The organism is Winslowiella toletana, from assembly GCF_032164335.1.
Classification (GTDB): Bacteria; Pseudomonadota; Gammaproteobacteria; order Enterobacterales; family Enterobacteriaceae; genus Erwinia; species Erwinia toletana_A.
The window spans coordinates 3,870,807-3,884,299 of the sequence record NZ_CP134152.1 but is presented as its reverse complement, the minus strand read 5'-3'; the positions used below and the strand labels follow the sequence as shown (position 1 = coordinate 3,884,299).

Annotated in this window: 16 protein-coding genes; 7 read left to right on the top strand and 9 right to left on the bottom strand. The window is 50.3% G+C overall.

Features of this window, described 5'->3' with window-relative positions:
- Nucleotides 1–10: 10 nt before the first annotated feature.
- From RIN69_RS17945 to queF, 8 genes are all read right to left on the bottom strand, one after another.
- Nucleotides 11–448: a DUF943 family protein gene (locus RIN69_RS17945; RefSeq protein ID WP_313853483.1), complete on the bottom strand. Its 438-nt coding sequence runs from the start codon at nucleotides 446–448 to the stop codon at nucleotides 11–13.
- Nucleotides 405–509, bottom strand: a complete 105-nt coding sequence (locus RIN69_RS22955; RefSeq protein ID WP_390902551.1) for a DUF3289 family protein — start codon at nucleotides 507–509, stop codon at nucleotides 405–407. Before RIN69_RS22955 ends, RIN69_RS17945 begins: the two co-directional genes overlap by 44 nt.
- 141 nt (nucleotides 510–650) lie before the next feature.
- Complete coding sequence (locus RIN69_RS17940) at nucleotides 651–998, bottom strand: DUF943 family protein (RefSeq protein ID WP_313853482.1); 348 nt, start codon at nucleotides 996–998, stop codon at nucleotides 651–653.
- A 78-nt stretch (nucleotides 999–1,076) separates the two neighbouring features.
- Nucleotides 1,077–1,541, bottom strand: a complete 465-nt coding sequence (locus RIN69_RS17935) for a DUF943 family protein (protein ID WP_313853481.1) — start codon at nucleotides 1,539–1,541, stop codon at nucleotides 1,077–1,079.
- Nucleotides 1,528–2,247 (bottom strand): DUF3289 family protein, encoded by a 720-nt coding sequence (locus RIN69_RS17930; RefSeq protein WP_313857791.1) that lies wholly within the window; start codon nucleotides 2,245–2,247, stop codon nucleotides 1,528–1,530. Before RIN69_RS17930 ends, RIN69_RS17935 begins: the two co-directional genes overlap by 14 nt.
- Nucleotides 2,248–2,536: 289 nt before the next feature.
- The gene (xni, locus tag RIN69_RS17925) at nucleotides 2,537–3,295 is read right to left on the bottom strand and encodes a flap endonuclease Xni (RefSeq protein ID WP_313853480.1); all 759 of its coding nucleotides are present in this window, start codon (nucleotides 3,293–3,295) and stop codon (nucleotides 2,537–2,539) included.
- A 42-nt stretch (nucleotides 3,296–3,337) separates the two neighbouring features.
- Nucleotides 3,338–4,702 carry a nucleotide 5'-monophosphate nucleosidase PpnN gene (ppnN, locus tag RIN69_RS17920; protein ID WP_313853478.1) on the bottom strand — a complete coding sequence of 455 codons (1,365 nt, stop codon included), beginning with the start codon at nucleotides 4,700–4,702 and terminating at the stop codon, nucleotides 3,338–3,340.
- Nucleotides 4,703–4,884: 182 nt separating this feature from the next.
- On the bottom strand, nucleotides 4,885–5,730 hold the full coding sequence (queF, locus tag RIN69_RS17915; protein ID WP_313853477.1) for an NADPH-dependent 7-cyano-7-deazaguanine reductase QueF: 846 nt from the start codon (nucleotides 5,728–5,730) through the stop codon (nucleotides 4,885–4,887).
- A 213-nt stretch (nucleotides 5,731–5,943) separates the two neighbouring features.
- Here queF and syd point away from each other — a divergent pair, with 213 nt between their 5' ends.
- From syd to RIN69_RS17890, 5 genes are all read left to right on the top strand, one after another.
- Nucleotides 5,944–6,486, top strand: a complete 543-nt coding sequence (gene syd, locus RIN69_RS17910; protein WP_313853476.1) for a SecY-interacting protein — start codon at nucleotides 5,944–5,946, stop codon at nucleotides 6,484–6,486.
- Between the two features lie 167 nt (nucleotides 6,487–6,653).
- Nucleotides 6,654–6,851 (top strand): hypothetical protein, encoded by a 198-nt coding sequence (locus tag RIN69_RS17905; RefSeq protein WP_313853475.1) that lies wholly within the window; start codon nucleotides 6,654–6,656, stop codon nucleotides 6,849–6,851.
- 254 nt (nucleotides 6,852–7,105) lie between these two features.
- On the top strand, nucleotides 7,106–7,435 hold the full coding sequence (locus RIN69_RS17900) for a YqcC family protein (protein ID WP_313853474.1): 330 nt from the start codon (nucleotides 7,106–7,108) through the stop codon (nucleotides 7,433–7,435).
- Complete coding sequence (gene truC, locus RIN69_RS17895; RefSeq protein WP_313853473.1) at nucleotides 7,435–8,214, top strand: tRNA pseudouridine(65) synthase TruC; 780 nt, start codon at nucleotides 7,435–7,437, stop codon at nucleotides 8,212–8,214. The genes RIN69_RS17900 and truC overlap by 1 nt, the downstream gene beginning before the upstream one ends.
- An 11-nt stretch (nucleotides 8,215–8,225) precedes the next feature.
- Nucleotides 8,226–8,672, top strand: coding sequence for a flavodoxin (locus RIN69_RS17890; RefSeq protein ID WP_313853472.1), 447 nt, complete (start codon nucleotides 8,226–8,228; stop codon nucleotides 8,670–8,672).
- 36 nt (nucleotides 8,673–8,708) lie between these two features.
- Here the strand turns inward: RIN69_RS17890 and garD are convergent, their stop codons facing one another.
- Nucleotides 8,709–10,268: a galactarate dehydratase gene (garD, locus tag RIN69_RS17885; protein ID WP_313853471.1), complete on the bottom strand. Its 1,560-nt coding sequence runs from the start codon at nucleotides 10,266–10,268 to the stop codon at nucleotides 8,709–8,711.
- Nucleotides 10,269–10,786: 518 nt separating this feature from the next.
- Between garD and RIN69_RS17880 the strand changes: the two genes are divergently transcribed.
- Both RIN69_RS17880 and RIN69_RS17875 read left to right on the top strand, forming a co-directional pair.
- Nucleotides 10,787–12,133: an MFS transporter gene (locus tag RIN69_RS17880; RefSeq protein ID WP_313853468.1), complete on the top strand. Its 1,347-nt coding sequence runs from the start codon at nucleotides 10,787–10,789 to the stop codon at nucleotides 12,131–12,133.
- Nucleotides 12,134–12,142: 9 nt separating this feature from the next.
- The gene (locus RIN69_RS17875) at nucleotides 12,143–13,480 is read left to right on the top strand and encodes an enolase C-terminal domain-like protein (protein ID WP_313853467.1); all 1,338 of its coding nucleotides are present in this window, start codon (nucleotides 12,143–12,145) and stop codon (nucleotides 13,478–13,480) included.
- Nucleotides 13,481–13,493: the final 13 nt, after the last annotated feature.

Genomic DNA, 13,493 nt, shown 5'->3' with positions numbered 1-13,493 from the left:
ACGTTAACGTTCAATTGAAAAGATAGATAGTTTCATTTTTGTCTTTTCGATACCAAATTTTCATTGGGCGATGATCTTTTTCAATGCAATTTTTTTTAGTGTTCATCTCATCAAAACAGAGTAAGTCACTGTCCTGATCGGTTCCCGAGTCAGTTTTATAGTTTCCAACCCAAAAGCTTATACCATAGTCGCATTCTCCTATGGGAACATGATACTTTTCTTTAAACAGAGATTTATTTTCCTCCCACCAGCGAATTTTATTGTTCCTGGTTAATGGAAAGTGTTCAACGATAACGAAATAGTTGTCAAATTTTTTTGAGTAATGGACGTCAATAACTTTGGTTGGTTGAAATAACCATCCGAAAAAAACAGCTCCTGTGAAGATAGAGGCTATTGCGATTAGTTTAAAACGTATCAAATCTGCTGCCCTCAATCGTTTTAATTGCATTCATTTCAGTGATAAATGGCTGATAACCATAGCCTTGCCAGCGTTTTAATCTGAGCCAAATATGGGAGATGTAAAGTAAGAGCTTTAATCAATCTGTCGTATTCGATCGATGATATCATTTTTTAAGTAACTACTTTTTCCATTGTTGAGTAAAAAAAGAATTTGCCTGGTATTATGGCGATATCATACTGCCATCGGTTGATTACCCATTTTCAATGCAGTTAGCCTTACTTTTCATATCATCAAAACACATCGGATCGCTGTCTTGATCTGTGCCTGAATCTATTTTATAGTCAGCTACCAAAAAAGTAATTATGTAGTCTCTTTTTCCCACTGGTGGATGATGTTTTTCTTCAAAGAAAAGCTTATTATTTTCCCTCCATTGAATCTTACTGTTATCTGTTATCGGAGGGTATTTAATAATGAGATCGAAAGTATCACGGTCACTGACATGATGAATACCAATGATTTTTATTGGCCAGAGTAAGCGTAAAAATCCTGCAAAAAAAACGATAACTGCGACTGACATTAGCCATTTAAATCGAATCATTTTTGACATCCTTCAGTCACTTTCGTCGCATTTAGTTCACTAATAGAAAGATAATTTACTTTTCCTGTAAGGTGGCTGTTATCGAACCTTATGAAGGCGACCTGTTTCATCAAATTTGATATATTTATTTTCCCAGTTATTTAGCAGATATATGGTTTGGCCTTTTTCGGCTATGTACCATATCGTCATCGGCTGATTATACTTTTCAATGCAGTTAGCTTTCACTTTCATATCATCAAAGCATAGTAAATCGCTGTCTTGATCGGTTCCTCTGTCAACTTTATAGTCACTTATCCAAAAATTAATCCTGTAGTCATGCGGCTCTAAGTAAATATTATTTTCTTTATTAAATTTTAGTTTGTTTTTATCCCACCACTGAATTTTTCCCTTGTCGGTTATCGGCAAGTGTTTAACGATAATATCGAAGCTGTTTTTGTCTTTAAGTCGGTGTACATCAATAACTTCAGTGGGTTGGAAATAATACCACCCCAGGAGTGTGCCTGATATGACAATGGAAAATAATAGCCATTTAAAATTTGTCATCGCGATGGCCTTCAATGATTTTTTTGGTATTCATTTCTGTAATAAATGGTTGATAACCATAGCCCTGCCAGCGTTGTAATGTGAACCAGATGCGGAAGATACGGAATTGCCGGAAGAACAGATCTGTAATATCGCTGTCATCCAGTCCGAAGTGATCCTGGATTCGATAGTGCACTTGTGCTCTGTATCGTGGTCCGTTTATTTCAAGAGACTCAAGTGTAATATGGGTTGCCCAGGTATCGTGAACACTGATACCCAGTCCATTAATACGATCCATCAGATTATTAAATTTTGGCAGAAATGAGTTTCTTAGAGAGTCCGTTATTACGGATGCTCTATACTGCGGTAAATATCCCTTATTCCAGTTGATATAACCAGTCAATGACTCTCTGATTTTCTGCAAAGAGCTCTCCATCGAACTATGATTCTCCAGCGCCGCATCCAGCATCGGGTCGAAAAATCTGTCGCCTTGGCCATATTGCATATGGTCTATCAATTTACCAATCAGTGACTGATACTCACCGACAAAAGAGAGGCTGGTTGATAAGCTGCGAAACTCGTCAAACAGTATGCGCGCGCTTTCCAGTCGGTTGGGAAAGGTAAACGGATTAATACGTGTAGAGATGTCACGTAACCTGTAGCGCTCTTTAAGCACTTTTTCACTGATATCGCCGTAATGCATATCATCGGCAAAGTAGTCATCCATTTTACGCTGGGTTTCATAGATGCGTATTGGCAGTTGCAGCGCCGCTGTCTGCGGCTTGTGGTCGGCGTGAGTATCCATAATTAACGTCCCGGTTAATTGAATTCAATCCCTTCAGGTTATTAATATACGAGACAATGAAAAACAAAGATAGCCTGCAAAAAAAGAAGAGTCAGTACGAAATAGATGATTTTTATAATTACCTTTTTATTAAATTTATAATTAATATCATCGATATAATTAGTATATCTGGACGGGTGACCCGATTATCATGTCACCCGATTTAAATAAGTTAATCTGCCTCATAACGCAGTTCTTTAAGATTACCATCTAAGATTAAATCGGTTTTCAGCGTCGCCACCTGTTGGCAGATAAACGCCATTTCACGGTGCTTTTCGAGTTTCTTTCGCCATTTTTCGGGAACGGCATCAAGATGCTGATAGACACCTGCCAGCGAGCCAAAGTCCGTTAATAGCTGACTGGCACTTTTTGGTCCAATGCCGGCAACGCCGGGAATCTTGCTGCTGCTGATACCTGCCAGCCCCCAGTAATCGGTGAGCTGCTGTGGCGTAACGCCAAACTCTTTGGCAATAAAAGGCATATCCAGCCAGCGCTTCTGAAAGTAATCACGAATAAAAATCGACGGTGCTAACAGCTGGCAATAGCCTTTATCGGTCGAAACAATCGTCGCCTGATGACCGCCCGAAGCGACTTTTACCGCCAGCGTAGCCGCCAGATCGTCGGCTTCATCGCCGGGAGAGGTCCAGCAGGTGACGCCAGCGGCGGCAAAGGCGTCGCGTAAGAGCGGCATTTCCACTTGCAGGTTATCCGGCATTGGTGGGCGTCCGGCTTTATAGTCGGGCAACAGCTGATGACGCCAGCCATCGCGGCGCTCGTCGTCGTCAAATACCGCGACGACATGGGTCGGACGAGTGTGCAGCAACAGTTGCTGTAACGCCTGCACGCAGGTTTGCTGGCAGGGAGAGCCCTGAACAGCGTGAATGCGGCGAATCAGATTCAGCGCATCAACAATTAACAGATGATTAGTCATAAGCTCGAAGTCAGAGCGGCACGGATGCCGCTCCGTAGCAGGTTACTTTATGATTTCATAGCAGGGGATATAGGCGGTGCCCGGCAACTTCATGCGGTGCTGAGCGACAAATCCCTGTAGTAAATCGTCCATGTGATGCATCATTTGCGCATCGCCGTGCAGTTTATACGGCCCTTTCTCTTGGATCTCACGGATACCCATCTCTTTAACATTGCCGGCAACGATGCCGGAAAATGCCCGACGCAGTGCGGCGGCGAGTTTCTCTGGCGGCTGATTCGGATAAAGATTGAGATTAGCCATATTCTCATGGGTTGGTATAAACGGTACCTGAAGATCCGGCGCAATACGAATTGACCAGTTAAAGCTGTAGGCATCTCCGGTTTCACGACGATTCTCTTTAACCTTCGGCATCGCTTTTTTCATCTGACGGGCGACTTCGGCTGCATCGTCAATGATGATGGTGTAGTGGCGGCGCGCCTGTTCACCCACAGTATTGACGATAAACTCATCCAGCACGCGGAAGTAGTCGGCACTCTCTTTCGGCCCGGTAAGAATCAGCGGCAACACCTGATCGTGGTTTTGCGGATTCATCAGAATACCCAGCAAATACAGTAGCTCTTCAGCGGTGCCAACCCCGCCCGGGAAGATGATGATACCGTGCGCAATGCGGACAAACGCCTCAAGGCGTTTTTCAATATCCGGCATAATGATCAGTTCATTGACCAGTGGATTCGGTGGCTCAGCGGCAATAATTGATGGCTCTGTCAGGCCAATAAAGCGGCCATCTTTGTAGCGCTGCTGGGCATGACCAACGGCGGCACCTTTCATTGGTGCTTCCATGACGCCCGGTCCGCAGCCGGTACAGATATTCAGCTCGCGCAGGCCAAGCTGTGAACCAACGCTACGACAATACTGATATTCAGTGGCGTTAATCGAGTGTCCACCCCAGCAGACCACCATATTAGGTTCTTCGCCGATATGCAGTGCCCGCGCATTACGCAGAATCGAGAACACCATATTGGTGATATGAATGGAGTCTTCCTGGTTCAGATGCTGGAAACGTTCGGCATGAGTAATCTGGCCGTTAACGAACAGGATATCGCGCAGTACCGCAAACAGGTTGGCTTGCAGTGATCGAATGATACGGCCGTCAACAAACGCGTCTTCCGGCGGATTGATCAGCTCCAGCTTCACGCCGCGCTCACGACGCAGCACATTGATATCAAAGTTTTCGAAACGGGAGAGCAGTTCATGGCTGCTGTCGGTTTGACTTCCGGAGTTAAGCACGGCGAGTGAGCAGTTACGAAACAGTTGATAGAGGTCACTGCTGGCTGTGCGCTTCAGCATGTCGACTTCCAGCTGTGAGAGCAAATCCATCGAGCCAAGAGGGCTAATATGTGTAATCAAATGAACTCCTTTACACCCGCCAGGGTGATTTGTGACTCTGCGCCCAGCGGGCGGAGCAGAGACGAAAAATCCTTTGGTAACGCCAGCTTGTCACTTAGCGCCAGACTTCAGATTAACGCTCTCAGTACCGGTTTCACAACTGATTCCTGAAGCGGTTAACCGGCCTGCGAGATATCTCGCAATTACTGGCGAACCAGCCGTGAATGCGACGGTATAAAATCGCAATTGCTACGCCACGGGTTGATGTCAAGACCACCGCGGCGGGTATAACGCGCATAAACCGACAGCGTTTCCGGCTGGCAGAAGCGCTGGATATCATTGAAAATACGCTCAACACACTGCTCGTGGAATTCGTTGTGGTGGCGGAAAGAGACCAGATAACGCAATAGCGCTTCGCGATCGATGCGCGGGCCACGGTAGCGGATCTGCACTGAACCCCAGTCGGGCTGATTGGTGATCAGGCAATTAGATTTCAGCAGGTGGCTGACCAGCGTTTCTGACACCACCTCACTCGAGGTGGCATTTTCCAGGTAGTCAGCATTGAACTGATAGTTATCAATGGTGATGTCCTGTTCATCAATGCAGTTGCCGTCAAAATGCCCCATCGGCTGCCCTTCAATTTCCTGCAGACGAAACAGCGCCACACTGACGTCACCCTGCGCGCAGGCGCTGAGATCGCGCTCAAGCGTCTGACGCACTTCGCCCCAGTCGGCGAACGGCGTCTGATTAAAGCTGTTGAGATAGAGCTTAAAGCTTTTTGACTCTATCAGATTAAGGCTGCTGGCATTCAGCACCACTTCGCCGATGGCAACCTGCGGTACGCCTTTGTTGTTAAGCCATGACAGCTCATACAGCGTCCAGATATCGGCACCGCTAAACGGTAAATAGTCCGGATAGAGGCCGAGCGGCTCGCGGTTCATACTGCGTGGTACCGCCTGCAATAAACTGGCGTCGTAACTGTCATGATATTCTGTTGCTTTACCCAGGGTCAGGCCGTGCAAAGCCTGGTGCTGATCGTGTGTAGACATACTCTTACCTTAATTGCCCGCTCTGCGGGCTAAACTGTCGAATCCACCTTCATAACTGAAGCAGCAGCGATGTTCACTGATCCGCATCACTGACCTCTGTCAGCCGAGGGTGACGCGCTGCCTTACCGCAACGCCAATCTCTTTAGGTATACTAATCGCTGATACCAGGGTTTATAAGTGTAACTTAGCTGGCCAACAGTGAGAAAATTAAAGATGGAACAGACCACCCAAGCGCTGACCGATTTTACCACCCGCTACTGTGAGTTCTGGCAGCAGCAGTGCGGACATCCGCCCGCCAGCGCAGCGTTGTATGGGGTGGCATCTCCCTGTATTACACAAACGCTTGATGACGAAATCTTCTGGCAGCCGCAGCCGTTTACGCTGGCCAAAAATCTTGATGCGATTGAGCGCGCCATCGGATTGCAACTTCAGCCCGCGCTGGTGGCATTCTATACCACACAATTTGCTGGTGACATGTCAGCTCAGTTGAACGGAAATGAACTGTCTCTGGTACAGGTTTGGAGCGAAGAGGACTTCGTCAGGGTGCAGGAAAACCTGATTGGGCACCTGGTGATGAAGCGTCGACTAAAACAGACGCCCACGCTATTTATCGCTACAACTGAGTCTGAATTGGAGGTGATTTCACTATGTAATCTCAGTGGTGAAGTGATTATTGAGCAATTAGGCAAAAATAAGCGTGAAATCCTCGCCGGTTCAATAACGGATTTTCTCAAGTTATTACAACCTGTTAGATGATCCTTTTTGCGATATTGCCTTATGTTTTTGTGAGATATCTCTTACATGGAGTGTGAGAGATCGCCAGAAAATCCATGTCGTTATTTCACTGTTAAAATGTGAAAATATTGTAAATCATGAGGTTAGGTTAGTCGGGTCATTCTGATGGTCGTAAGATGATGCCATAAATGCGGCAACTATCTTGTTTACTGGCGCTGATCTGGCAGAATGCCTGGCATCAGGAAGGATACTGTGGACTGGACGACATCAGGATGATGTCTCTTCAGGATGAAGCGGAACAACATCCGGACGATGCATGGAAAGGCTTCAGGAAGAAGCAAGGATATCTCAGGATGAGATATGGACACCTCCAGGAAGGAGAATGAGAGCTATACCAGGATGGTGTGGTGGGCCAGGATGCCAAAGGAGTGTAAGCCGGGATGGCTTAGGGTGTCAGGATGGCACACAGGAAAAGTTTTCAAGGATGAGCAGGGAGCACAAAAGTAGCTGGAGCGCTGCAAACGAACCGGGAGCACTGTTTATACAGTGCTCCCTTTTTTTTGTTCATCCTTTTTACCCGCTCGTCGCGGAGTGTTATTCTTGCCGCCCATTTTTATTGTCTCTTCACCAGAGGTTGCCGATGAGTCGTGAACAACAGGTTCGCCAACGTTTGCTGGATATAGCCCAGATCATGCAGGACAACGGGTTGTGGCAAAGCAGCGCGCCAGATACTGCGGCGTTTAACAGTACCGAGCCTTTCAGCGTCGACACCATGTTGCCACTGGAGTGGTTGCAATGGGTGCTACTGCCGCGCATGCAGGCCTTGCTGGATGCCAATGCGCCACTACCGAAAAACTTCGCGATCACCTCTTATTACGAAGAGGCGCTGGAAGCCAGTGTATCCGGCCGCGTGCTGCTGCTGAGCCAGCTGAAAGCGCTGGATGATCTTTTCACGGACAGCGCCCACTGATGCTGGAAATTATTTATCAGGATGAACACCTGGTCGCGGTGAACAAGCCCGCAGGCTGGCTGGTTCACCGCAGCTGGCTCGATCGCAAAGAGAAAGTCGTCGTGATGCAAACGGTACGCGACCAGATTGGTCAGCACGTATTTACTGCCCATCGCCTCGATCGACCGACTTCTGGCGTGCTGTTGATGGGGCTGTCGAGTGAGGTTGGCCGTTTGTTGTCGCAGCAGTTTGAGCAACATCAGATGCAGAAAACCTATCATGCACTGGTACGTGGCTGGCTTGATGGCGAAGAGCGCATTGACTATCCGCTGACGGAAGAGCTGGACAAAATTGCTGATAAGTTCGCCTCGGGCGATAACGCGCCAAAGTCGGCGGTTACCGATTATCGTTCCGTTGCGCAGGTCGAGATGCCGTATGCGATTGGCCGCTATGATTGCGCGCGCTACACGCTGGTCGAGCTGCAGCCACACACCGGGCGTAAGCATCAGTTGCGCCGTCATATGTCGCATCTGCGCCATCCGATTATTGGCGACAGCGCACACGGTGACTTAAAGCAGAATCGCGGCGCAGCGCAGCACTTTGGCTGTCAGCGCCTAATGCTGCATGCCAGCAGTCTGGCGCTTAACCATCCGGTGACCGGGCAGCCGCTGGTGATTCGCGCCGGGCTGGATGATATCTGGCAAAAGATGATGCAGCAGTTCGGCTGGCAGCATTGTCTCCCTGATGTTCCGAGGGTTGAGTTTGCCGCGACAGCAAGTCAGGATAGTGCATCAATCTAAGGAGATAAGTTATGGCGCAGGTGGGTATTTTTGTCGGAACCGTTTACGGTAATGCACTGTTGGTGGCAGAAGAGGCGGAGCCAGTTCTTCAGCAGGCCGGCCATCAGGTAAAGATTTTTGAGGACGCCACGCTGGCGGACTGGCAGCAGTACAGCGACCATGTCGCGCTGATTATTACCTCCACCACCGGTCAGGGTGATTTTCCCGACAGTATCGCGGCGCTGTATCATGCGGTCAGGGATCAGCTGGGCCATCAGCCGCAGCTGCAATACGGTGTGATTGCGCTTGGCGACAGTAGCTATGACCATTTCTGCGGCGCGGGCAAAAGCTTTGATCAGTTGTTGCAGGAGCACGGCGCTAAGCGGGTGGGTGAACTGCTGACCATTGATGCGATGGAAAATCCTGAGCCAGAAGCGGTTACCACGCCATGGGTTGAAGCCTGGGCAAAACTGATCTGATTTGTTGGGGCCGCATTGGCTGGCCCCGTAAAAATCTCAGGTCACCGGAGCCGGATTAAACACTGCCAGCGCATTGCGAATTCCCCAGCGATCGGACCAGGTCTGCTGCCTGCCGCTGGCAATCTCCAGAATTAACTCAAACAGACGCCAGCCAACCTGCTCAATGGTTTCTTCGCCAGTAGCAATGGTGCCGGCGTTAATATCCATTAAGTCATGCCAGCGCTCTGCCAACGCATTTCGCGTTGCCATTTTGATCACCGGAATCGCCGCCAGGCCGTATGGCGTGCCGCGTCCGGTGGTAAACACCTGCAGGGTAATGCCGGAAGCCATTTGCTGAGTGCCGCAAACGAAATCACTGGCGGGAGTTGCCGCGTAGATTAGGCCGCGTTGAGTCGGGCGCTGACCGGGCGAAAGTACCTCAACAATCGGGCTACGGCCTGATTTGGCAATCGATCCCAGCGCTTTTTCCACTACGTTAGCCAGCCCACCTTTTTTATTGCCCGGCGACGGATTAGCGCTGCGGTCGGTTTGTCCCTGACTCAGGTAGTCGTCATACCATGCCATCTCTTCCAGCAGACGTTTACCGACGGCCTCATTGACCACGCGCGGCGTCAGCAAATGGATTGCATCCCGTATTTCGGTGACTTCAGAAAACATCACCGTGGCACCGCAGCGCACCAGCAGATCGGAGGCGAAGCCGACCGCAGGATTAGCGGTAACGCCGGAAAAGGCGTCACTGCCGCCGCACTGCATGCCAACTATCAGTTCTGACGCCGGGCACTGTTGGCGCTGGCGCTGGTTCAGCCGCTGCAAATGGCGTTCAGCTACCTGTAAAATTTCCTGCACCATCGCCTGAAAGCCAACCAGCTTCTCATCTTGTAAGCGCACAATATCCTGCTCATCAAGCGAGATAACCTGTACGTCTTCGGTGCCGGTCAGTAGTTTCTCCGGCTGCAATTTCTCACAGCCGAGACCGACCACCATCACTTCACCGCCAAAGTTAGCGTTAAGCGCCAGATTATGAATTGTGCGTATTGGCACTACTGCTGCCGGTGCATTGATCGCGACCCCGCAGCCATACAGGTGATTCAGCGCGACTACGCCGTCGACGTTGGGATAACGCGGCAGCAGCTCGCGCTCGATAATCGCTACCACGTAATCCACCACCCCGGCGACGCAATGTACGCTGGTGGTAATTCCCAGCAGATTGCGGGTTCCGACACTGCCATCGGCGTTGCGATAGCCAGCAAAGGTGTAACCTTCCAGCGCTGGCAGCGCGTCGGGTACGCGGTTAGCCAGCGGTAAACTGGCCAGTGGTGGTGCTTCGGGTAGCGCTACCAGCGATTCTTCAATCCAGCTGCCCTGCGCGATATCACGCAGCGCATAACCAATCACTTCGCCGTAACGAATAATATTACCGCCGCAGGCGATTGGATTTAACGCCACTTTATGTCCCTGTGGAACATGTTCAGTTAATTGCAGGCCGCAGTTAAACGTGGTGCCTGCCGGCAGACCATTATTATTCACTACAATCGCCACGTTATCGGTTTCATGCACCTTTATATACAACGGTACTTCATCAGTTATTTTATTCATTGCTCTAATGTCCTGTTTTTTATCTGCAGGTACAGGCTTTTGGAATACGGGTTACTGCCACGGCATCAATCATATTTGCTGAAAGAAAGTATATGTTGCGCTGGCTGCCGCAGACACTATGCAAATGTCGGTGTTTACGCCTCTCTGACGCCTTGATTTCGTGCAAATCTACTAAGGCAAGAGAAGGTGCTCACAAACAAAAGCCAGCAAAATCACAGTGTGCGGCAAATCTCACTGAAAAAACCAATTCCGTGAGCGGTCGCGCATCGTATTGTGCAAGTGCAAAAAAATAGGGCTTAAAACATCTTTAATATCATGCAGAGTTCTAATGTGCCGTTGGCGCGGGCTTCTTATACTTCTTCTCGTGTTGAACGTTAGGTTATTCACCACGCTGCGTAATCAAAGTATTTGCTAATAAATAAATCGCTGTGTTTAACCCAACATCATTCTGATACCCACGCATGGTGTCTGTTGTTCAGAGTGAAAGTAGCTAACTGCTCTATTTTCAGGAGTACATCATGAATTCTGTGAGCCAGGCCGCGAGCGCAGTACAAAAGCGAACCAACGCGCGCTATTGGATAGTGGTGATGTTATTTATCGTCACTTCATTTAACTATGGTGACCGCGCCACGCTGTCTATTGCCGGTTCCTCGATGGCAAAAGAGATAGGGCTGGACCCGGTCGGCATGGGTTACATCTTCTCCGCTTTTTCCTGGGCATACGTTATTGGTCAGATTCCAGGGGGCTGGCTGCTAGACCGTTTTGGTTCCAAGCGCGTCTACTTCTGGAGCATTTTCATCTGGTCACTGTTCACTCTGTTACAGGGCTTCGTTGATATCTTCAGCGGCTTCGGCATTATCGTGGCGCTGTTTGCCCTGCGTTTTCTGGTCGGGCTGGCCGAAGCACCCTCGTTTCCGGGTAACAGCCGCATCGTTGCGGCCTGGTTCCCGGCGCAGGAGCGTGGCACCGCTGTGGCGATTTTTAACTCGGCACAATATTTTGCCACGGTAATTTTTGCGCCGATTATGGGCTGGCTGACCTCTGAAGTGGGCTGGGCACACGTGTTCTGGTTTATGGGCGGGCTTGGCATCATTCTCAGTTTTGTCTGGCTGAAAGTGATTCATGATCCTAACGACCATCCGGGGGTTAATAAAGCCGAGCTGGAATATATGGAGCAGGGCGGTGCGCTGATCAATATGGATCAGAAAAAGGATGAGCGAAAAGTCAGCTGGAACGAAAAAATGTTCCAAATCAAGCAGCTGGTTACTTCACGTATGATGATTGGCATCTACCTCGGCCAGTACTGCATCAATGCCATGACCTACTTCTTTATCACCTGGTTCCCGGTTTATCTGGTGCAGGCGCGCGGGATGTCGATCCTCAAAGCCGGCATTATCGCTTCCGTTCCGGCCATATGCGGTTTCCTCGGTGGCGTGCTGGGCGGGATTATCTCTGACTGGCTGATGCGCAAAACGGGTTCGCTGAATATTGCCCGTAAAACCCCGATTGTGCTGGGCATGTTGCTGTCGATTTCGATGGTTATCTGTAACTACGTCGATACCGAGTGGATGGTGGTGTTCTTTATGGCGACCGCGTTCTTCGGTAAAGGCATCGGTGCGCTGGGCTGGGCGGTAATGGCTGATACCGCACCGAAGGAGATCAGTGGTCTGAGTGGCGGATTGTTCAATATGTTTGGTAACGCCTCCGGCATCATCACGCCGATTGCCATCGGTTACATCATTGCCACTACCGGTTCTTATAACGGGGCGCTGATTTATGTCGGTATCCACGCTTTTGTGGCGGTACTCAGCTATCTGGTACTGGTCGGTGATATCAAACGTATCGAACTGAGAGTGAAAGCTTAAGGAGTCTGCATGAGCACGCAAAGCACGCCGGTGATCACTGATATGAAAGTTATCCCGGTCGCCGGTTATGACAGCATGCTGCTGAATATCGGTGGCGCACACGGCGCCTTCTTCACCCGCAATATTGTGGTGCTGACCGACAGTGCCGGTCATACCGGCGTCGGTGAAGCGCCGGGCGGCGAAGTGATTTATCAGACGCTGGTCGATGCTATCGATCGGGTTAAAGGACACGAAGTGGCGCGGATGAACCGGCTGGTGCAGCAGGTGCATCAGGGGAATCAGTCAGCTGATTTCGATACCTTTGGAAAAGGTGCCTGGACTTTCGAACTGCGGGTGAATGCGGTGGCGGCGCTGGAAGCAGCCCTGTTGGATCTGCTTGGTCAGTGCCTGAATGTACCGGTAGCCGAGCTAATGGGGCCGGGCCAGCAGCGCGATGAAGTGACGGTGCTGGGCTATCTGTTCTATATCGGTGACCGGGAAAAAACCGATCTGCCTTACCTGCGCGGGGAAAGCGCCAGTCACGACTGGTATCACCTGCGCCACCAGCAAGCAATGGACAGCGCGGCGATTGTGCGGCTGGCCGAGGCGGCGCAGGACAAATATGGCTTCAAAGATTTCAAGTTGAAAGGCGGCGTACTGCGTGGTGAACAGGAAATCGATGCGGCTAAAGCGCTGAAAAAGCGCTTTCCTGACGCGCGTATTACCGTCGACCCCAACGGTGCCTGGCTACTGGACGAGGCGATTGCCCTGTGCAAAGGGATGCAGGATGTCCTGACCTATGCCGAAGATCCCTGCGGGGCTGAGCAGGGCTATTCCGGGCGCGAAGTGATGGCGGAGTTTCGGCGCGCCACCGGCTTGCCGGTAGCGACCAATATGATCGCTACCAACTGGCGTGAGATGAATCACGCGCTAATGCTGAATGCGGTGGATATTCCACTGGCTGATCCGCACTTCTGGACGCTGAGCGGCGCGGTGCGCGTGGCGCAGCTGTGCGATGAGTGGGGCCTGACCTGGGGCTGTCACTCCAATAATCATTTCGATATTTCGCTGGCGATGTTTACCCATGTCGGTGCCGCTGCGCCGGGCAAGCCGACCGCAATTGATACTCACTGGATCTGGCAGGAAGGCGACCAACGGCTCACCAAACAGCCGCTGCAAATTCGCAATGGCAAGATTGCGGTGCCGGATAAGCCGGGGCTGGGAATTGAACTGGACTGGCAGCGGGTCGAACAGGCACACGCGCTGTATAAGCAGCTACCGGGTGGCTCACGCAACGATGCTGCGGCGATGCAGTATCTGGTTCCCGACTGGAAATTTGATCGTAAGCGTCCGGCATTTGGCCGCTGAACCGCTATCTGAA

Bases quoted from the DNA above. Each gene is read 5' to 3' on its own strand.
- RIN69_RS17930 (WP_313857791.1), bottom strand. From the start codon at position 2,247: ATGGATGACTACTTTGCCGATGATATGCATTACGGCGATATCAGTGAA.
- RIN69_RS17890 (WP_313853472.1), top strand. From the start codon at position 8,226: ATGGCGCAGGTGGGTATTTTTGTCGGAACCGTTTACGGTAATGCACTG.
- RIN69_RS17935 (WP_313853481.1), bottom strand. From the start codon at position 1,541: ATGACAAATTTTAAATGGCTATTATTTTCCATTGTCATATCAGGCACA.
- RIN69_RS17945 (WP_313853483.1), bottom strand. From the start codon at position 448: ATGCAATTAAAACGATTGAGGGCAGCAGATTTGATACGTTTTAAACTA.
- garD (WP_313853471.1), bottom strand. From the start codon at position 10,268: ATGAATAAAATAACTGATGAAGTACCGTTGTATATAAAGGTGCATGAA.
- xni (WP_313853480.1), bottom strand. From the start codon at position 3,295: ATGACTAATCATCTGTTAATTGTTGATGCGCTGAATCTGATTCGCCGC.
- RIN69_RS17880 (WP_313853468.1), top strand. From the start codon at position 10,787: ATGAATTCTGTGAGCCAGGCCGCGAGCGCAGTACAAAAGCGAACCAAC.
- RIN69_RS17940 (WP_313853482.1), bottom strand. From the start codon at position 998: ATGATTCGATTTAAATGGCTAATGTCAGTCGCAGTTATCGTTTTTTTT.
- queF (WP_313853477.1), bottom strand. From the start codon at position 5,730: ATGTCTACACACGATCAGCACCAGGCTTTGCACGGCCTGACCCTGGGT.
- RIN69_RS17905 (WP_313853475.1), top strand. From the start codon at position 6,654: ATGCGGCAACTATCTTGTTTACTGGCGCTGATCTGGCAGAATGCCTGG.
- RIN69_RS17875 (WP_313853467.1), top strand. From the start codon at position 12,143: ATGAGCACGCAAAGCACGCCGGTGATCACTGATATGAAAGTTATCCCG.
- RIN69_RS17900 (WP_313853474.1), top strand. From the start codon at position 7,106: ATGAGTCGTGAACAACAGGTTCGCCAACGTTTGCTGGATATAGCCCAG.
- syd (WP_313853476.1), top strand. From the start codon at position 5,944: ATGGAACAGACCACCCAAGCGCTGACCGATTTTACCACCCGCTACTGT.
- truC (WP_313853473.1), top strand. From the start codon at position 7,435: ATGCTGGAAATTATTTATCAGGATGAACACCTGGTCGCGGTGAACAAG.